Here is a 20,222-nt window from a genome sequence, read left to right on the forward strand (position 1 = left end):
GAGTGCGGTAATACCGTCTAACATAGCTGATCTCCCCAAAGGCTGTCAAAATCGTCCTTTGTTTCTTTTGATGAATCTGGTTTTGACTTTTTTCTTGGGCAAGCTCATCATCGAGCTGTGTTAAAGCTAATGAAATTGCTTGCCGAGCCAGACTAACGAAAAAAGCATTAATTTGTTGGCCTTTTTTAAGAAGAGACGATTCACTCTTTAAAATTTTGACTAATTCAGCTACAATATTATTCATGGGGCTATTATCCTCTTTTCATGTTTTGTGATGATTACATGTATAAGGATAATAGTCCTTTTTGGTGTTAAGCAAGCACTATTTTTAGCCTGCACGACATTGTGAACTTTCAAACTAGAAGAAAAAGCCCTAATTTTTTAAAACCAACCAAAACTTTACACTTAGACTTTCATTTTAGAAGCAGAATTATACTTCTTTAAAGTTTCAAACTTTGACATTTGCGGGATCATTCTCTTAGAATTTACGTGGAGTTTCAAAACATAACCGATTTTAGAAAGGGTGGATCCAATGAAAGTCTTTGTGATTGGTGCTGGAGGTAATGTTGGCCGTTTGACTATTGAGCAACTAAAAGTGGCTGGGCAACAAGTGACAGCTGGCGTTCATCGCGCTGAACAAGCTGATGATTTACAGCAAGCAGGGTATCAGGCAGAGGTTTTTGACCTTTTAAGTCAACCGCAAGAAATGGCCCAGCAGTTGAAGGGTTATGACGCCGTGGTCTTTGCCGCTGGTTCGGGCGGTAAAACAGGAGCTGACATGACGATCCTAGTTGACCTGGACGGAGCTGTCAAAAGCATGCAGGCAGCAGAAAACGCCGGGATCGCGCGCTTCATCATGGTCAGTGCGCTCAACGCGGAAGACCGGACTAAGTGGTTTGCAATCAAGCCTTACTATGCTGCTAAATTTTACGCTGATGAATGGCTGATGCACCGGACAAATTTAGCTTATACCATTTTAGAACCCGGAGCTTTGACCTTTGATCCAGGGACTGGCAAAGTTTCGACTTCACCTTCAGATGATGGCAGCAAGTCTATTTCCCGGGCCGATGTCGCCGCAGCAATCGTTGCCAGCCTGAATGATCCTTCATCAATTGGCAAAGTGATCCCATTGGTCAGTGGAGAGCAACCCATTGTTGAGGCGATCAAGAATGCTAAATAATTGTCTCGCAATTCACTACAATGAAAATTATTAACACGACTGCTTTAAATCACTGTCAGAATAGTATAAAATAGTTTTAATCAGAATTTAATTTATATGCTGGGGCTAAGTTGCTGTGCCACCCGCCTAATTGAGGTCTGAAAACGTCAATTTAACGCTCAAATGTTACAGTTGGCGGGTGTACCAGTTTGGCTCCGGACTGTTTTCTTAGTCGGGCTGCGCATGGCAGCAGATTCCGCTTATCCAACTAGCACAGACAACGCTGAAACCCGCATTATCTCTGCTAGTCCGATAATGCTCATCTGCTAACCGCCATGTTCCGCTCTGTTATTCTTAGTCGAGCTTCGTGAGACAGAAAGCTCCGCCTATCCAGCCCTGAGACCATACTGCACAAACCGCAGTCTAGTCTCAGGGCCCGATAGTGCTCACTTTCTCCCGTCTCATTGCGCTCTGTTATTTTAGTCGAGCTCCACGATTCAGCTTCTTCCGCTTAACCAAGGCTAGAGCCATAGCGCTTAAAACCACGCTATATCTCTAGTCTCCGTTAATGCTCAGAAGCTCCCGAATCGCTTCGCTTTGTTATTCAATAGGAGGCTTTCTTTTGACCGATACACTTAATACCACTTTACTTAAAGATGATCTGTACCAAGCCGTCAACGGCGAATGGCTTAAAACTGCTAAAATTCCCGCCGATAAACCTACCACCGGCGGTTTTGCCGACCTAGCCGATAATATCGAAAAAACCTTGATGCATGACTTCGATGAAATGCTTGCGGGTGATTCTCCTGTTTCTGACCAGTACCTCCAAGAATTTATCAAATATTACCGCATCGTCGCCGATTACGCTGCTCGTGATGCCGCCGGTTTTTCTCCCGTCAAAGATTCCTTGGACCAGCTTGCCTCTCTCACAGACCTCAAAGACTGGGAAGCTCATTTGTATGAACTGACCTTAAACGGTAACGCCGCTCCTTTCCAACTCTATGTTGCTCCGGATATGAAGGATACTTCCCACTATGCCCTAAATGCCGAGGTTCCTTCTCTAATCTTGCCTGACAAGACTTATTACACCGAAGATAATGAGCAAGCCGCCGCTCTGCTGCAAGTCTACTCCAACATGGTCTTAAAACTCTTCAAATTAGCCGGCTACCCTGATGACTTCGCCAATGAAACTTTACAGGGCGCCCTGAAATTCGACCGCAGCCTGGCTCCGCATGAAAAAGACAGTACCGAGCGCGCCGATTATGCTAAAGACTACAATAAGTACTCCTTTGAAGATTTTTCCAAATTTAGTACCCACGTTGACCTGGCTGGTTATGCCAAACAACTGATCAAGACCACGCCTGATCAAGTGATCGTCAGTGAGCCGAAATTCTACGAAGCTTTAGACGAACTGGTCAATGACGACACCTTCCCTGATTTAAAAGCTTGGCTTTTTGTCAAACGCTTAGTTGGTGCCTCCAGCTTGTTGAGCGATGAAGCCCGCGTTGTCGGCGGTGAATATTCCCGTGCCTTGTCTGGTTCCAAGGAACCGATGAACCAGAAGAAAGCCGCTTATTACTTTGCTGCTGGTCAATTTGACCAAGTTGTCGGCCTCTACTACGCCCATAAATACTTTGGCGAAACTGCCAAAAATGATGTCCACCAGATGGTTGAAAAGATGGTCGCTGTCTACCAAGGCCGCCTCTCACACAATGACTGGCTGAGTCAAGCGACAAAGGAAAAGGCAGTCACTAAATTAGGCACACTGGGGATTCAAGTCGGCTATCCGGATAAACTCGATGACCTCTACAAAAAATTCACGATCGATCCTGAAGCCAGCCTGTATGAAAACGATGAGCGCCTGACCAAGATCACGCTTAAAGACCACTATGCAAAATTTGGGACTGACGTCGACCGGACACGCTGGGAAATGCCCGCTCACATGGTCAACGCCTATTACAACCCGTCTTTTAACGTCATCGTCTTTCCTGCTGCAATTTTGCAGGCACCATTTTATTCATTAGACCAGAGCTCCAGCCAAAATTATGGCGGGATCGGGGCCGTGATCGCGCATGAAATTTCACACGCCTTCGATAATAATGGCGCCCAGTTCGATGAACTTGGCAACTTGCACAACTGGTGGACTGAGGCCGACCTGAAACACTTTAAGGAACTGGCACAAGATGAGATCGACCAGTTTGACGGTTTGGAAACTCGAGCTGGCAAGGTCAATGGTAAACTTGTTGTCTCCGAAAATATCGCCGATGCAGGCGGCTTGAGCTGTGCCTTAGAAGCCGCAAAGGGTGACAACGATGTCGATATCCGTGCCTTCTTTATCAACTGGGCTCGTGTTTGGCGGATGAAGTCTTCCCTTGAAAGAGAAAAATTGCTCTTAAGTATCGACGTCCATGCGCCGCACGTTTTGCGAGCTAACGTTCAGCCGAAGAATCTCGCTGACTTCTATACAGCCTTTGACATTCAACCAGGAGATGGCATGTATTTGCCGGAAGACCAACGCGTCAACATCTGGTAAAAATAATGAATCTGACCGCAGGATCGAACCAAGATCTTGCGGTTTTTTTAACTATATCAAAATTTTTAATTGTAAAGCGATTTCATCCGATGTACAATGTTTGTGAAAATAAAAACATATTGGAGGATTTTAACATGACAAGAGTTGCAATGATCACAGGCGCTGCTCAAGGAATCGGGGCTGAAATCAGCCGTCACTTGGCTCAAGACGGCTTCGATCTCGCTTTGGCTGATTTATCCGCTCAAGAAACAAAAGCACAAGAAGTGATCAAAGAAATTGAAGCATTTGGACAACGGGCCGTTTTTGTCCCCGTTGACGTTACTGATCAAGAGGCAGTTTCAGGTGCTGTTGATGAAGCTGCAGAAAAGCTGGGCGGTTTTGACGTCATGATCAACAATGCCGGCGTGGCTAAGGTCGACAAAATCGACGACATCAAAACTAAAGACCTGGAATTCAGTTACAAGATCAACGTCTTTGGTGTTATTTACGGTATCCAAGCTGCTGCCCGCAAGTTCAGAGAACTCGGTGTCTCTGGACGCATTATTAATGCTTCTTCAATCGCCGGGATGCATGCTTTCCCAGTCTGGGCAACCTATTCTTCAACTAAGGCAGCTGTAATCAGCATCACCGAAGCAGCCGCTAACGAATATGCCCATGATCACATCACCGTCAATGCTTATGCACCGGGCGTAGTTGCAACCACCGGCATGTGGGATGAAATTGACCGGAAAATGTCAGATATCAACGGCAAACCACTTGGTCAAAACAAGCAAGATTATATTGGTACTATTCCATTAGGCCGAACAGTAGAGCCAAACGATATCGCTAATTTGGTTTCATTTTTGGTTGGACCAAAGGAAGAGTTCATTACTGGACAAGCATACGCTGTCGACGGTGGCGGCTTACTATAAAACTCATTTAAATCTCAAGATACTGGCTCACTTTTCAATCGAAGAAGTGAACCAGTTCTTTTATAATGTTGCAAGCAATTATTAAATTTCGTTAAATCAAAACCTTTTCATTGACTATTTTGCGTGCTTTCGTTATAGTGGACACGTAATAGCTATAATGAAAGGAGACATCATGATGTATTATTCCAACGGTAATTACGAAGCTTTTGCTAAACCGCGCAAACCAGCAGGTGTCGAAAATAAATCTGCCTATATCGTCGGCGGCGGTCTCGCCGGTCTGTCAGCAGCAGTTTTCTTGGTCCGCGATGGTCAGATGCCAGGAGACCACATTCATATTTTAGAAGAATTATCTGTCGCAGGCGGTTCGCTCGATGGCACCGAACGCCCCGATATCGGCTTTGTGACCCGCGGTGGCCGTGAAATGGAAAACCATTTTGAATGTATGTGGGATATGTATCGCTCGATCCCGTCACTTGAAATTGAGGGTGCATCCTACTTGGACGAGTACTACTGGCTCGACCAAGATGACCCGAACAGTTCCAATTGCCGCATGATCTATCAGCGCGGAAACGAGGTCCCTGATGACGGCCAATATACTCTGGGAAAATCGGCCAAGGAGATCGTCAGGCTGATCATGACTCCTGAAGAGGAGCTGGGCAAAAAAACGATCGGTGATTATTTTTCGGATGAATTCTTTGCCAGCAACTTCTGGTACTATTGGTGCACGATGTTTGCCTTTGAAAAATGGCATTCCGTGGTAGAAATGCGGCGTTACTGCATGCGTTTTATTCATCACATCGATGGTCTGCCGGACTTTACTGCCCTAAAATACAATAAATATAACCAATATGAATCAATGACTCTGCCCATTGTCAAATATCTAGAGAGCCATCACGTTGATTTCCAATTTGACACGATCGTCGATAACGTTGAAGTCGAAACCAATAATGGTGAAAAACATGCACGTCAATTAGATTTGACTGTCGGCGGGGCTCAAAAGGAGATCACTTTAAGTGACGATGACCTGGTCTTTGTCACCAATGGGTCGATCACCGAAAGCACAACTTATGGCAGTCACCATGAAGCTGCCCCAGCAACAACCGAACCTGGTCCAAGCTGGACTTTATGGGAGAATTTAGCCGCACAATCACCTGATTTCGGCCATCCCCAAGTCTTTTACAAAGGGATCCCGCAAAAAGCCTGGTATATCTCGGCAACTGCCACGATCAAAAATCCCAACGTTGAACCTTATATCGAACGTTTGACCAAACGTGAACTCCATGACGGCAAGGTCAATACCGGCGGGATCATTACGATCAAAGATTCAAATTGGTTCATGAGCTTTTGTGTCCACCGTCAGCCGCATTTCAAGGAACAAAAAGATAACGAAACGACGGTCTGGATCTACGCCTTATACTCTGATACACCCGGAAATTACATTCACAAGAAAATCGTCGACTGTACGGGTGAGGAGATCACGGAAGAATGGCTCTACCATCTTGGTGTACCTGAAGCGATGATCCCTAAATTAGCCCAGCAAGAGTCGATCAACACTAATCCGGTCTATATGCCGTTTATCACCGCTTATTTCATGCCGCGGGTCAAAGGCGACCGTCCGGCAGTCGTACCCGAAGGTTCAAAGAACCTCGCCTTTATCGGCAACTTTGCCGAATCGCCGACTCGCGATACAGTCTTTACGACCGAATACTCGGTGCGGACCGCGATGGAGGCCGTTTACAGCCTGTTAGGTGTTCAGCGCGGTGTACCTGAAGTCTTTAACTCCGTCTACGATATCCGCGAATTGCTCAAGGCACTTTACTATCTCAATGACAAAGAAAAATTAACCGACAGTAAACTCCCGCTTCCTGGCATCGTGAAAAACAAGGGTTTGAAAAAAATCGAACAGACTTGGATCGGAGAATTACTGGAAGATGCTCACTTGATTTAACAGCAAAACATAAAAGCCGTTTAGTTCCTGCAAGTATGCAGCGACTAAACGACTTTTTCTTTATTCTCATTGATCAGTCGTGATCACGATCTTGCCGTGAACATGACCGTTTTCACTCAATTTGTGAGCAGCTTGCAGTCCCGCAGCGGTCAACGGAAAACTGCTGTCGATCACGACTTGCAACTCACCAGCCTCGACTAGAGCTGCCAACTGCTTGAGTTGTGTCCCATTAGCTTGCAGCCACCAGTGTGAGGCTGAAGGATGGGCGACCTGTTGTGCTTCAGTCGGCTGCCCCGCAATCGTGACTAACCGTCCGGTGGGTTTTAAAATCGCTAACCCCGCTGGGATCTGATCGATCGTATCAAAAACCGCATCGTAGTCATGTAAAACGGCGGTAATTTCCTGCTGATGGTAATCGATCACTTCATCCGCACCCAGTTTGCGCAGCATCTCCGTGTTCTCTGGACTGGCTGTTGTTGCCACATACGCGCCCAGATGCTTAGCGATCTGAATCGCAAACATTCCAACTCCGCCGGCACCAGCCTGAACTAAGACCTTGTCGCCAGCTTTAACGTGCAAACGATCTACTAAGACCTGCCAAGCAGTCAATCCAGCTAATGGAATTGCCGCCGCTTGTGCGTAAGATAATTGGGCTGGTTTCAAGAGTAGCTGGTTTGCCTTAACTACTGCATATTCAGCGTAAGTCCCGCGTGTCCCGTCACCATTTAGATCCGGACCATCGGGGCGGGCAAAAACTTCATCACCAACCTGAAAGTCGTGGACGTTTTTTCCAACTTTAGTAATTACTCCAGCAAGATCCCAGCCTAAAACCACTGGAAACTTCCAGGAAGCCTGACTTTTCATAAATCCGCGCCTAACCTTCCAGTCGATCGGGTTGACGCTAGTAGCTTTGATTTGAACCAAGACTTCGTCTGCTGCCGGCCGCGGTACTGGTAAATCTCTTTCAACTAATTCAGCTGGTTCACCATAATTCTCGATCACAATTGCTTTCATTATTGAATCTCGCCTCCATTACATGGCATTGATGATAACAATCTCCGTTGTTTTAAGGCAAACATTTTGCTCATTATAAAAGCGCCACAGCCTGCTTTAAGTCAGAGATGATTTTGACCGCCAATTGCCGAGCCTGCAAGTCAAGCGGGACCCAATCAGGCACAACTATCACATCAATCCCGGCTGAGGCTGCAGCTTCGATTCCCGTCGGTGCGTCTTCAAAGACCTCGGTGTCACTTGCTGCAGCCTGCGTGATTGCTAAAGAATGTAAATAGATATCAGGTGCAGGCTTATTATGTGCAACCTCCTCGCCACTAATGAAATCAAGAAAGTATTGGTCGATACCGGTCGCCCGCGCCGTCTGAACGATTGTTTCTGTGGCAGCCGATGAGGTCACATAGCATTTTTCCCCTGATCATTCAGATATGTCAGCAGTTCGCGAGTGCCTTTTTTAAGCTGCACTTGACTCGCTGTGATCCGCTGTTGGTAAAGTTTCATCGCCTTCTCAAATACAACTTGCCCCAATTGTTTATCGCCAACCAGCTGCTGTAGTTTTTCGATCGTGTCCGCAAAACCGCGGGCAACGTACTGGGCATGGTCACTTTTTTCAAAGGGAAAACCGTACTGAGCCAAGACCTCTTTTCTGGTTTCATAATACAAGGTTTCCGTATCCAATAATAATCCATCCATGTCGAAAAATATGAAATTTTTACTGCTAAGATCCATTAATTTGCTTCCTTCCTATCATCGCCGAAATTGTTGCTAGTCAGATGATCGCGACTGCACCAGCTTTTGCTGCTAGGTAATACCTGAAAAAAATAAAATAAAAAGGAGTACGCACAAAACAAGCGTCTCCTAAAATTATTTCTGAGTTATCTGATCACCAGCACTGAACATGGTGCATATTTAGACATGTATGCTGCCTGACTTCCGAATCTCCGGGCGATCCCTGGTTTATCGAAGGATCCAACCACCAACAAGTCCGGCTCGACTTGCGGGATCACATCTTGGACGATCGTCTTACCTGCACTGCCTTCCCCAATCATCGTTGTGACGTGTTTAACACCGGAATCAAGCGCCTGCTGCTTAAAGTCTAGGATATGCTCCTCTAAGGCTCCGCGTTCGCCATGAACATAATCATCATCTAAAGCCTGGTAAACGTTCATCTCATCACTTTCAAGGATCGAAACGATAAACAGTTCAGCGTCGTTTTCTGCCGCGTAGCGCACAGCGTAATAAAAAGCCAACTGTGCGTCATGTGAATCATCGACCCCCACTAAGATCCGGTGAAATTTCATTTCTTTTGTTTTGTCAGCCATTTTATATCATTCCTTTTTCTCCACGAACTTTTATTCTTCAACTATTATGATAGCACGTTTGTTCTGATTACTAAAGTATTCGCAAAACGCGTCATTTAGATATTGGTAGCGCTTCACTAGATTGAAATTATTACTTGAAAAAGCTCACCCAAGTATCATTTTTTGTTTTTTCGTTTAAAGTAAATCCATTGTGAACTAAAATTTGCTCAAGTTCTGAGTATTTATCGTGTCTCACAAAAAGACGCTGGAAATCTACCGCTCCAGCGAGCATCTCTAAAACATGAGGAATGATTTCCCCTAAGACTCCCAGCTGGTCAGCTTTTTCTGGCAGTACATAATCCAATTGTGCAGAGTTGTCCTGAAAATCGATCTCGGTTAAAGCCAAGACTCCAATCAATTCCGCCGAGTGATTAACTTTGATCCCCCAGCGCAAAGTGGTCCCGCGCATCGTTTGGCTCATGGTCTGATTAACAAATTTCGCGGTCGCAAGCATTGAAACAGGAACAGTGCTGACCGTGCGATATAGAAAATTGACTTCCTTTAACTTGAACCTAGTCAGCCAATCCAAGGTATAACTAGTGGTCATTACCGGCCGGTAATTGCTTAAATCCACTTCCATTTCTCCCTCCAAGTATATATACGATTAATTTTAACTTTTTTGTTTTTTTTCTGCTAATAATTTCACTTTTTTTTGCGAGCCGGTCAGCAGTGACACTCACCCGTCTTTTGGTATAATGGAATCGGAATTAAAAAGTGCTCGTCAAGGAGGAATTCCCGTGAATAAAGTTTCATTAACTGAAATTATTGCAGCAGCTAACAAAATTATTGAAAAAGATGAAAAGGAAATCGTCAAAGAAGTCGCAGTCGAATATATCGGATCCGGTTTTGAAAAAGAAGGCATCAATGAAGTCTATCAACAATTACGTAAGTTTATTGATGATGGCGGAACTGGCTACGACGATGGTCTTTCGGGGATCCGGTTTGATTCCCGCAAACGGATCAATTCCGAAGACCCGCTGGTGATCTCACTTAACCAGGAGCTGGACAGCTACGCTAAAGAGGACAAGGCATTGCAGCAGCTCGCTGTTTTTGATAATGTTCGGATCGTCTCAATGGGCTACATGGGATGCGGCCTAACTTTTACCCTGCCTCACTTTGACTTAGATGTTAAGTCAGTCTTTATCCAAAGAACTCTTTATCATGGGATCATGGATCGAGTCGAGCTTGAACTGCCAGAAATCGAAGACCAATGGATCTTAAAAAGCCACCTTAAATAAGCAAAACAAGGGCCTTGCCAGGAAAGTAACATGTTTCTAGCAAAAGCCCTTGTTTTTTTGTCCCTTTTAAATTAGAATTTTCTTAATTGAAATCATTCAATATTAATATTTTACCCTACATAAAGGAGACTTTCGATGCATCCTGAATTAACTATCCGTGCCGCCATGAAAGAAGTTCTGCCCACCACCCTCGGCTACATCGGGATCGGGATCGCCTTCGGGATCGTGAGCCGAGCTTCTGGGTTGTCGGTGCTGCTCACTGCACTGATCTCAATTTTCGTTTACGCCGGTTCTGCCCAATTCGTACTGGTAACTATGCTGCTCAGCCACAGCCCGATACTGTCGATCATCTTCTCAGTTTTTTTAGTCAATGCACGGATGATGCTGCTCAGTACCACTTTAAGTCCATATTTCAAACAAGAAAAAACCTGGCGTAATATTTTGCTGGGCACGTTTTTAACCGATGAAAGCTTTGCTTTAGGGATGAACAAGCTCAACTATACCAACCGAACTTTGAATTTTACCTGGTTCAACACCGTCAACTTAACCTCTTATTTGACCTGGATAATCGGGACCGGCATTGGGGCAATGCTTGGCTCTTTACTTTCCAACCCAGAAAAATTTGGTTTTGGCTTTGCTATTACCGCCATGTTCATCGGTTTGTTATACTTACAGGTCATCGCCGATAAAACCATTCCAATCAAACAGCAGCTAATAGTGATCCTCTTTGTTTTACTGCTGACCTATTTTGGCATGGCGATAATTCCGGCCAAAGTACTGATCATCGTAGTCACACTTTTAGGCTGCACGTTAGGAGTGATTTTAAAACATGCCCACGCTTAACTTTATTCTTTGGACAATTTTTGGAGCCGGAGTCGTCACCTGGCTCTCACGGATCTTGCCGTTTGTCTTACTAAAAAAATTCAATTTAAGCCCAGCTGTGATCGAATTTCTAAGTTTTGTTCCGATCACGATCATGGCAGCTCTCTGGTTTCAAGAAATTTTCATTCCCCGTTCTGGTCAATTACCAGAGATCAACACTTTAAATTTACTGGCTTCGATTCCAACACTCTTAAGTGCTGTTATCTCTAAAAATCTGCCCGTGATCGTTATCGTCGGTGTGCTTTCGGCAGCAGTCTGCCAGCTGATCATCTGAAAAAAAAAATGGACCCCATTTTTCACGGGATCCATCTTTTTTATTAGATATTTATCGAATTACTTTTCAACTGAGCGTTTAAGCCATGGCATCTTTTCACGCAAGAATGGAACGACCCAACGATCCAAACCGATCTTACCAGCATTAAAACCAGCGATCATGATCAAGAAGCCCAGCAAAACATATGTCGGGTTAACTGAAACTGTACCTGCCATCAAGTAGCAGAAGTTCATCACAACACCAAAGAAAGCTGCAGCAGTTGTCAATGTTCCTAAAAGCAGGCCCAAGCCAACCAACAATTCACCCCAAGAAACCACGAAGCTGAAAAGGTTGATGTTAGGCATCACAAAACTCTTTAAGAATGGTGTATAACCAGGGAAAGATTGAGAACCTGTTGGTCCAACGACTGGGTGAGCGATGGCATTTGCGACAAAGCCCTTAGCACTAAAACCACCAGAAACCTTTTCAAAACCATCCATGAGCCATTGGTAACCAAGGTACAAACGAACGATCGTCATGACCCACATTCCACTGGTACTATTGCGTAACCATTTAACCATAATAAATTCCTCCCACATATAATATATAGATGTAAATTATTGCAACTCCATCTTATCACAATGCAAACTTTAAGAAAACTTAAATTGTTTTTTCAATTTTGCACAATAAAAAGCGGTTTATCTCATGTGAAATAAGCTGCTTTCAATTCAATGATAAGTTTTGCGCAATGAATAAATCTGATATGGGGAATTCTACACAAATTCACCTGATCCGCCAAAAAATTGACGATCAACCGAGATGACCAAAGTCTTCCTCCAAAGAATATTCGCCCACTTCATTTTCATAATTGATCCGGTCTTGTTGCGACCGCAACATTAATTTGCCAGAATCTATCCGTGCTTGTTCATAATCTGTGATGACCCCTAATTCATGCAATCCTGTTAGATCAAGCTGGTCTTTGAGCTGATCAACCACGTGCATTTCAGCGAAAATCTGCGCATGTTCCTCAAGATTACGCTGATCAAGCAGACCGCGGATCGCTGGTCTAGTCGCTTGGCGTAAGTCGGCCAGTGTCAATTGTTCTTTGGAATAAGCCTCCAACGCGGCACTTGCTTGGTCAACACGCCGCACTAAAATTTGGACATTTTGAAAATCTTTTTGCAATAACAAGTTTAATTCACGCGCATCAACTAAATCAGTATGCGGATCGAGCACACTGAGAGGAAATTCAAATTCCATCAAAACACCTCCGCTAAATAGTGTTCCTAATAATTTTAGGACCACCAGGCATAATTTGCCTTTATTTTAACTCAATTCAGTTTGGATACAAAGATTTTCGCATAGTTTATGAAAAAAAGCTATCCGTTGTCCGCCAACGGATAGCCTAATAAAATTAAGATCTTACTAAACTTTCTACTCTACATGTCCATTTTGGTAGCTGGTGATGAAGTGCTTTTGCCCATCGGTTGTGCTGCCACCATGATCATTGATCACATTGTCAATGCTACCATCGCCCGCAAAGGTTTTGGTAGCTGCATGAGTCACGATCACACCGGGAGTATTAGGAACTTCGATTGAATTTGCAGTTTGGATCTTGGCCCCATTCGTCTGGGTGAAGACACCATACACACCAGAGCCTGTGAATTCATGGCGTTTAACGTGATCGGCGACCTTGTATGAGGCGTAACCATTCACCTTTCCACCGTGACTCATCCAATCTGACTGTTTTTGCACATCATACGGAGTTTCACTCTGATAGAAGTAGGTCCGACCATTTTCACCGTTCCAGAGGACTTGTTCTTTTTGTCCGTGTTCTGAGAACAGCCCATACATTGTCACGTTATTGCCGTTAACTACCAAGCCGTTTTTCATCTCATTTTGCGTCCAGCCAATGTGTGAACCATGGTCTCCGCGCCAGATCCACATATCGTCACCAATGACATTATCATTATTGATTTCAACGGCTTTGTTAACTTTTGGCACTTGGGCGGTATTTGGCCCACCTACGCGAACAAAGACATCTGACAGCAGTGTCTGGTTGGCTGGTGAACTGAAATGACGTCCATATCGATGCCCAATTTGAATTAAGGTTTCTGATTGACTGCCCTGATCAACTATTAGTCCGGCTAAGGTGACACCAGCAACGTTGCCGACCTTGATCGCACCTTGATGGTTATCGTTTTGCAGCGTCGCCATCCCTGTCCCTAAAAGAATGGTATTGGAACGATCAACCCGCAAAGGCTGGTTCAGATGATATACACCGGGTGTGAAGAAGATATTCTTTCCCCGCCGAATCGCTGCATTCAGACTAGCAGCACTATCCCGGTCAGCCCGGGCAATATAGAAGCGGCTCAATAAATCTTGCGAGTATCCTGGTCCCATCGAATCTTTGGACCATGATGTTCCCTGAGAATTTTTTCTTTGCGCAGGAACGAAAACCTGATAGCGGTTATTTGATCCCATATAGAGAAATGGCTTTTCCTTGCTGACAGGTGTTTGTGCAACATTGGTCACAGAACCAGTCTGAGACCAATTCGTCGCAGGACCATTCAAATTGCCCTGCATCATGAAATTATAACTGCCATCGCCGTTATACCATTTGTTATTCAGATTGGTGTTCCGAACATAATATTGTTGCTGGCTCATGGAACCGATTTTTTGCTTGAAGTTAGAATCAGCAATATAACCGCCGCTAGCCCAGCCGGACTTCCAGTCTAACTGTGTGGCCCGGTCAACCTCCATTCTTCTTAGCGGAGTAGCCTGAGAGGTCGCATAATTAAACTGGCCGTTAACACCTGCCTGTGGTTTGAGGTTAGTCAGATGCACATTTTCGACCCCTGTCCAAAAGTTCTGAGTCGCATTGTTATTTTCATCCTTCAGATAATTTTCAACGAGGATATTTGGTAAAGCCGTGTCGCTAGGGACCTTGCCCAGACCATTGATCGTCGTGTAATAACCCATTTCATAGGCATGGTTAGGATCAGCCTGATCATACTTGCCCGGCATAAAATAGAAACTGTAGCGTGAGTTATTGAACTGCGAAGTCTCTGGACTCTTTTGCTTCTCAAATGTGCCTTTGATCGTACTATTGATCTGCTGGGGATCATCTTGTGGATTGAAGATCACCATGTTTTTACCAAAGATCTGTTGGTTTAAAGAAGTTTTGACCTCGCTGGTCTGACCCGTCCGTTTATTGACAGCCTTGACCGTATATGAATTTCCATAGACATTTTTGCCAGGAGAGCGATCAATAAATACCCCATGAGTCGTCGTTCCGATCAATTTTTTGTCTGTAGAATAGGCCCCATTTGCACGGTAGATCTGAAAATATTGTCCTAGTCGCAAAGATGTCTTCCAAGTTAAAATTACGCTTGAACCTCTTTGTTCCAAGCGGACAGCCTGGACACTTGGATTTTGCACCTTGCTTACTGTGTCGTTTGCCTGAACGCTTTTTGCACCTGTCCCCAAAGTAAAGGCTATCCCCATAGCTACTGCAGTTTTAACTAACTGTCCTTTTTTCATGAATCAGTTCACTCCTTTGTCCGCTCACTTCATCATCTAAAACGTGTTCACTTCTCCCAAAAAATCAAAAGTAATTTATTCATGCCAGCGGTAGGTCGCAACATTCTTCGCCGGTATCGTTGCCAAGAACTGTTTGCCATGATACTGAGCCTTGAACTGCTGTGTTTCTAAGGTTTGGTTGACAGCGACCATCACATAGTCATGTCTGAATTGATCATAAAAGACTGCATTAGTGATAGTATTTTCTGAGCCGTAAGTTGAACTGATCAAGCGCATGCCTGGGCGAATGTAGCGCCCAAATTGTCCCATAATATAGTACTCAGGCGTAGACCAGTAATTTTGGCTAGCTGGATCTTTGATCAAAAGAGTTGGATCGACTTTCCAAGGAAACTTAGTTGGACTAGTATTGCTGTCTAACATCGTTACCCAAGAATTATAGCTTTCAGCACCATTGCGGAAATACTTCAAGATTCGATCAGCACCTTTCGTCCCCCATACGGAACGCTCGGTCAAATTAACTGAAAAACCAGGGATCTGATTTTGATATTTCTGTAAAACAGTCTTCATTGCAGTCGGCTCACCGTCATAATCGTGGAAGGCAGTGCCGCTGATCGCTTTTCTAGCTTCGGGTACTTTGGCAAACATTTCGTCCATGTATGCTTCGCCCTTGCTGAAATTGTGGTCAAAGGCCCAGATCTTAGGCTGACTGATCCCCATGCGCCGCAAAATTGGGCTTTGGGCTGCGTATTGACGGATCTTGAGTGCGACCTTGCCATTCTGTTCCGCGTTAATCAACATACTTGGATAAACGGTTTCATTTTGCGGTTCATTTTGAACCGTCAACCCATAGATTTTGATACCTTTTTTAGCATATTCTTCTAAGAAACGAACTTCATAGCGGGCAAGGTTATCAACCATATCGTCGCGCAACTTTCCGCCTTTGATCAACAAGTTATTCGGTTGATAGCTAGCACTCGCTGTGTTAGCAGTCGGTTCCTTCATCCATCCTGGTGCACTCCAAGAAGATGCGAACAGCTTGATCTGATTCTTGACACCGACTACGCGAGCTTCCTGCAGCAATTCCTGGATCACATCGATCGTGCCATTCTGTTCATCTTTCTTAATTGAAAAGCCATGACCGGTCCGATTGTACCAGTCTGGGTGAATATCCTTAGCTGGAGTCTTGGTATCATAACCATCCTTATTAGCATAGCCAGCAGGCTTTTCATCGTAATAAGTATAGAAATCATCACCAGTAAAATCAGATGTTCCAATGCAGATCCTAAACATCGTCATCCCAGCACCATTGATAGGATCCACCAAGTTCCGCAAGATCCGTCTGCGCTGAAAAGCACTCATTTTCGTCAGGTTGGCAATAGATGAGCCTTCAATCGATGTCCCCATCCCCAAGAAAACTTGGCCCTTGTTAGCCGGGTCAATATAAATCGTCGGAACATCTGTCTGATCGGTCCGAGTCAGGTTTAAAGAAGCCTGGGGACTGATCTTATTTTCCAGCCGGGTATCTTGGTTGTACCAGATCTGACTTTGTGCTAACTCAGTCGACGTCATCGTACTTCGAACTCCGTGAAAACGCACAATTGGCGCATGCGATTTTTTGGTCACAGTCGATGGAGTATAGTTTCCTACTCGCTGCACACTGATTTTATCCAAATTAAAACCAGAAGTGGTTGCTTGGATCCCCAAACTATGAACACCTTTGGTCAGATCGACCTCCGTCGTAATATCCTGCCATTGATCGGCCTTATCGCCCCAACCACCGGTGTAAGTACCAGTCAGCGAATCAACCTTAGTGCCATCAACCGTGACATCGGCAATATCCTTGGTCGTCCCGCCTTTGCCGACAGCCCACCTGATGGTGACTTGATATTTGCCGTTTTTTTGCACCTTCAGCGGATAGCCAACTTGCGATGAATTATAAATTCCGCCAACGTTTTTTCCTGCACTGGCAGGAGCTTTGCTTTCGATCGTGACGTTGGTCTGGTCGATTGCATTTTCCGCTTCGAAAGTCGTGGCGTTCGTTGGATCAACATGCAGCAATTTATCGGTCCTGCCCGGTGAAGCAGCATTGGCACTCACTCCCAAAGCTAAAGCCGCACCTAAAGAAAATGTTGTTAAAAGTCTGAACTTGGTCTTCGTTTGCATAAACGATCTCCTCCTGATCGGTCTAAACTTTTTAAATCCCCCACTTTTTGTGTTGCCTGAGTACACTTTTTATCTCCTAGATCACCACCCGCCGTTATTTTGTTTTTCAAACCAAGTTTCATTGTGATAAGCCCGGTCCAAAGGATAACTGAACCAGCGATTATTCATCACATGTTTGAGCAAGTAATCTTTTGTTGCCGGTGCAAGCGAACGGTCAGAACGAATATCACGCAAAACGGACTGCGTGGTGTAATTCTTACGCGCCATCCAAGAATATGCCTTCGTCTTGTCTGCCGTTAAACGCAGTGTCTGTCCTGAGATATTATAAGCACGCCACAGTCTCTGCTGGTTAGGGGCATTAAATGGTACTCCGTTGATAAAGTTAGCTAGATAATCTTGGAAAACATCGGCCAACTGGGTCGCACCGACAGTTTTGTAAGCCCCATTATATGGATCCTGGAAACGGTCGAGCAGTCCAGTAAAGACACCATGGTAGGCGCCCAACATGCCCATTTCTTTGCCAACTACGCTAGAATCGTCGCCAAAACTCATCCGCAGCCCGTAGATCGGAGCACGATAACCATGAGCGAGCATCTTATTTGCAGAATCTTCAACGTTGAAACTGCTGTATAACTGGCTGCCGTATTTTTTGACAAAATTGAATTGTTCCTGCTTAGTTTGATCGGTATAAATCGAACCATCATTAAAGCTGCTTGAGAAATAAGGATCCCAGCTTGCAAAGGAGGCAAACTCATGGGTCCCAGTGAAGAGTATTACCGGAACATTATTATAGCGGTGAGTATCATAGCCGTTTTTTGGCAAAACGTAGCCGTCCCGATAGAGATGAGGGAATCCGTCCATTCGGATCGCAGCGTCGCCAATTGCTTTTTCGATTCGATCCGCGCTTAACTGATAGAAGTACTTTTTGACGGCTGGATCACTGGTCAAAAGCCATTTTTTGGCACTGTCCGTATCTTTTTTAACTCCATCCGCCACAACTAACGGTGCAAAAATTTCTGCGAACCGTTTTTGACTCGGAGCTACCTTAGATGTCGTCATACCGCCAGAAAAAACGATTGCCCGTTGGAACTGGCCGCGAAACAGCGGCGAAATCAGCGTAGCCATCACGTTGCGTCCGCCTGATGAAAAGCCGGAGAGGGTGATATTATGCCCATTTCCGCCAAAATTGCCGATATTTTGCTGGACCCAAGTCAGTGCTTGATGAATATCTAATAAGCCATAATTACCAGAATCATTTTCCGAATCACCGTCTTTTAAGGCTGGCAGCGGATTATACCCCAGAGCTCCTAACCGATGATTGATTGAAACAAAGATCACGTTATGTTTAGCAGCAAACGAGGCACCGCTAATTTCATCCGAGCTGCCCGTCTGATTATTGCCTCCATGAATATAAACCATGACCGGCAAATTTTTGCGCTCATTTGCCGGACGCCATATGTCTAAGGTCAAAGCATCATCTTCTTGACCATTGACAGTCCCGCCATTGTTTTGGATCGCTTTCTTGGAAACCGTTGTCTGCTTGATACCTGACCAAGGCGTCGGTGCGGTCGGCTTTTTCCAGCGTTTGGCACCAGAAACCGGTCCGCCGTATGGGACCCCCTTCCATTGTTCTGTATTATTTTTAGTCAAACCCTGGATCGTACCATAATTAGTATGGACGATCGGTCCTTCACTGGCAGCCGCATTCACCTTTGAAGGCATAAACAAAAGAGCCATGATGATCACCAAACCCAATCTGACAAAATTTCTAGCTATTTTAAATCCCATAAGTACCCTCACTCCCCCATATCTATACAAGAAAACTATCCACTAACTTAACGGCAGCTTATCATCATCTAAACATCAGCAAGCGCTTACATATTGTAGATTATACCTACCAATTTCATCTGTCAAGACATGTATCAGTGAGAAAGACCGCTCTGTTTGTGCATTTTAAGAGCCAGTTTCACCTGCAAGCGTGCCTAAGCCTATTGAAATAACTACTTTTGCCAACTATAATATTGATATAATGTGAAATTGCTTACATAATTTTCTAGCTAAAAATTTTGTGGGGCAGCAGGAAAAATGAGGGGATATTGTGAAGAAGTTCTATCAGAAGCACGAAAAGTTCTTGGTACTCAGCTTGATCGCAGTCATTTTGGTAATTATTGCCGTCTACGCGGTTTCGTTCAAAACCCAGCAGATCAACAATACATATCACGTTTACACCGTTAAAAAAGCAGCACCATACCAAGGTCAAGGTGTGATCAAGGCTAACTCTACCTATACCATGCGTATTCCTAAAAAAGCTCAACTCACAACGGAGCTTAAAACGGAGCAAGATGTAAAAAAAGGACAAGTTCTGGCAACTTTGCATTTTCCGGAAAAGGAAACTGAGTTAAAGCAGGTCCGAGCTCAGATCAGTGACTTGCAAGCGCAGATCCAAGATCAGCAAGGATCCCTCACGGATAATAGTTCAAACACTGCCGCAATTACAGACAATTCGACTGCAGCTGACTCTAACAATGATAGCGATCAAGCTCAGCAACAAGAGATCCAGGCTCTGCAAGATTCGCTTGCGCAGGTCTCAGAAAACCAGCAGACTGCCGCTCAACAACAAATTTCAGAGCTGCAAAGCCAGTTAAGTGAACAACAAGCTAAGGAAGCAGAACTTTCTGAGCAGGTTGAAAACCAAGTGAGCGCCCCTTTTGCCGGCACCTTTCACTTAAAACAGCGAAAAAACGGTCAGATAGAACTAAAAGTCTATGCTCAAAAACTAGTCTTGGAAGCCCGTGTCTCACAGGATGATTACACCAAGGTCAAGCCTAACGCCAAGATCAAAATTGACAACTCCGTGCAAGATAAAGTGAAAAAAAGCAAGGTTTCTTTTATTTCTAAGCTACCGCTAAAACAAAAGGGGACCGACCAGCCGGCTTACAAGTTTTCCGCACCAGTCAGCTCGAGCTTTTTACTGGGGCAAAGAGTCAACTTCAGTCTTCCGCAAAAAGGCTTAGAGCTGCCAGCCTCAGCTGTTAAAAACAAAAGAGTCTATGTATTAAAAGCAGACAACATCACCCAAGAAGTTAAACTCAAGGGTAAAAAAAGCGGTAAGTACTTCATTGTGACTTCTGGCGTCAAAGCTGGTGCCAAGGTCGTCAGTGATCCACATCAAGGCTTACAGAACGGAGACAAGATCCATCAAGCCAAATAAAATTTTTCC

General features: G+C 44.7%; 17 protein-coding genes and 1 pseudogene. 8 read left to right on the plus strand and 10 right to left on the minus strand.

Features of this window, described 5'->3' with window-relative positions:
- Positions 1–244, minus strand: a 244-nt coding sequence (locus LFYK43_RS08470; protein WP_174713984.1) for a UPF0236 family transposase-like protein, incomplete at its 3' end; no start/stop codon positions are given.
- A gap of 288 nt (positions 245–532) precedes the next feature.
- Between LFYK43_RS08470 and LFYK43_RS08475 the strand changes: the two genes are divergently transcribed.
- From LFYK43_RS08475 to LFYK43_RS08490, 4 genes are all read left to right on the plus strand, one after another.
- The gene (locus tag LFYK43_RS08475) at positions 533–1,180 is read left to right on the plus strand and encodes an SDR family oxidoreductase (RefSeq protein ID WP_124977354.1); all 648 of its coding nucleotides are present in this window, start codon (positions 533–535) and stop codon (positions 1,178–1,180) included.
- A 547-nt stretch (positions 1,181–1,727) separates the two neighbouring features.
- The gene (locus LFYK43_RS08480; protein ID WP_174713985.1) at positions 1,728–3,692 is read left to right on the plus strand and encodes a M13 family metallopeptidase; all 1,965 of its coding nucleotides are present in this window, start codon (positions 1,728–1,730) and stop codon (positions 3,690–3,692) included.
- A 134-nt stretch (positions 3,693–3,826) separates the two neighbouring features.
- Positions 3,827–4,603: an acetoin reductase gene (locus tag LFYK43_RS08485; protein WP_124977358.1), complete on the plus strand. Its 777-nt coding sequence runs from the start codon at positions 3,827–3,829 to the stop codon at positions 4,601–4,603.
- 175 nt (positions 4,604–4,778) lie between these two features.
- Positions 4,779–6,551 (plus strand): oleate hydratase, encoded by a 1,773-nt coding sequence (locus LFYK43_RS08490; protein ID WP_124977407.1) that lies wholly within the window; start codon positions 4,779–4,781, stop codon positions 6,549–6,551.
- 66 nt (positions 6,552–6,617) lie between these two features.
- On the opposite strand, the gene LFYK43_RS08495 is transcribed toward LFYK43_RS08490, so the two are convergent.
- The 4 genes and pseudogenes from LFYK43_RS08495 to LFYK43_RS08510 all read right to left on the minus strand — a co-directional run bounded on the left by LFYK43_RS08495 (position 6,618) and on the right by LFYK43_RS08510 (position 9,503).
- On the minus strand, positions 6,618–7,565 hold the full coding sequence (locus LFYK43_RS08495; protein WP_124977360.1) for an NADP-dependent oxidoreductase: 948 nt from the start codon (positions 7,563–7,565) through the stop codon (positions 6,618–6,620).
- 73 nt (positions 7,566–7,638) lie between these two features.
- Positions 7,639–8,291 (minus strand): annotated as a pseudogene (locus tag LFYK43_RS13095) (HAD family hydrolase).
- A gap of 146 nt (positions 8,292–8,437) precedes the next feature.
- Positions 8,438–8,884, minus strand: a complete 447-nt coding sequence (locus LFYK43_RS08505; protein ID WP_124977362.1) for a universal stress protein — start codon at positions 8,882–8,884, stop codon at positions 8,438–8,440.
- 130 nt (positions 8,885–9,014) lie between these two features.
- Positions 9,015–9,503 carry a GNAT family N-acetyltransferase gene (locus LFYK43_RS08510; RefSeq protein ID WP_124977364.1) on the minus strand — a complete coding sequence of 163 codons (489 nt, stop codon included), beginning with the start codon at positions 9,501–9,503 and terminating at the stop codon, positions 9,015–9,017.
- A 157-nt stretch (positions 9,504–9,660) separates the two neighbouring features.
- On the opposite strand from LFYK43_RS08510, the gene LFYK43_RS08515 reads away from it, so the two are divergent.
- From LFYK43_RS08515 to LFYK43_RS08525, 3 genes are all read left to right on the plus strand, one after another.
- The gene (locus LFYK43_RS08515) at positions 9,661–10,161 is read left to right on the plus strand and encodes a hypothetical protein (RefSeq protein WP_124977366.1); all 501 of its coding nucleotides are present in this window, start codon (positions 9,661–9,663) and stop codon (positions 10,159–10,161) included.
- A gap of 135 nt (positions 10,162–10,296) precedes the next feature.
- Positions 10,297–11,004 (plus strand): AzlC family ABC transporter permease, encoded by a 708-nt coding sequence (locus LFYK43_RS08520; RefSeq protein ID WP_124977368.1) that lies wholly within the window; start codon positions 10,297–10,299, stop codon positions 11,002–11,004.
- Complete coding sequence (locus tag LFYK43_RS08525; RefSeq protein ID WP_124977370.1) at positions 10,991–11,317, plus strand: AzlD domain-containing protein; 327 nt, start codon at positions 10,991–10,993, stop codon at positions 11,315–11,317. The genes LFYK43_RS08520 and LFYK43_RS08525 overlap by 14 nt, the downstream gene beginning before the upstream one ends.
- A gap of 59 nt (positions 11,318–11,376) precedes the next feature.
- On the opposite strand, the gene LFYK43_RS08530 is transcribed toward LFYK43_RS08525, so the two are convergent.
- From LFYK43_RS08530 to LFYK43_RS08550, 5 genes are all read right to left on the minus strand, one after another.
- The gene (locus tag LFYK43_RS08530; protein ID WP_124977372.1) at positions 11,377–11,877 is read right to left on the minus strand and encodes a DoxX family membrane protein; all 501 of its coding nucleotides are present in this window, start codon (positions 11,875–11,877) and stop codon (positions 11,377–11,379) included.
- Between the two features lie 229 nt (positions 11,878–12,106).
- Positions 12,107–12,556 (minus strand): hypothetical protein, encoded by a 450-nt coding sequence (locus tag LFYK43_RS08535; RefSeq protein WP_124977374.1) that lies wholly within the window; start codon positions 12,554–12,556, stop codon positions 12,107–12,109.
- Positions 12,557–12,730: 174 nt separating this feature from the next.
- A complete protein-coding gene (locus LFYK43_RS08540) occupies positions 12,731–14,839 on the minus strand; it encodes a pectate lyase-like domain-containing protein (protein ID WP_124977376.1) in 2,109 nt (702 codons plus the stop codon).
- Positions 14,840–14,914: 75 nt separating this feature from the next.
- Positions 14,915–17,002: a carbohydrate-binding protein gene (locus tag LFYK43_RS08545; protein ID WP_124977378.1), complete on the minus strand. Its 2,088-nt coding sequence runs from the start codon at positions 17,000–17,002 to the stop codon at positions 14,915–14,917.
- 81 nt (positions 17,003–17,083) lie between these two features.
- On the minus strand, positions 17,084–18,790 hold the full coding sequence (locus LFYK43_RS08550) for a carboxylesterase family protein (protein WP_124977380.1): 1,707 nt from the start codon (positions 18,788–18,790) through the stop codon (positions 17,084–17,086).
- Between the two features lie 310 nt (positions 18,791–19,100).
- Between LFYK43_RS08550 and LFYK43_RS08555 the strand changes: the two genes are divergently transcribed.
- Complete coding sequence (locus LFYK43_RS08555; RefSeq protein WP_124977382.1) at positions 19,101–20,213, plus strand: efflux RND transporter periplasmic adaptor subunit; 1,113 nt, start codon at positions 19,101–19,103, stop codon at positions 20,211–20,213.
- The last annotated feature ends 9 nt before the right edge of the window (positions 20,214–20,222 follow it).

The organism is Ligilactobacillus salitolerans (assembly GCF_003864415.1).
Classification (GTDB): Bacteria; Bacillota; Bacilli; order Lactobacillales; family Lactobacillaceae; genus Ligilactobacillus; species Ligilactobacillus salitolerans.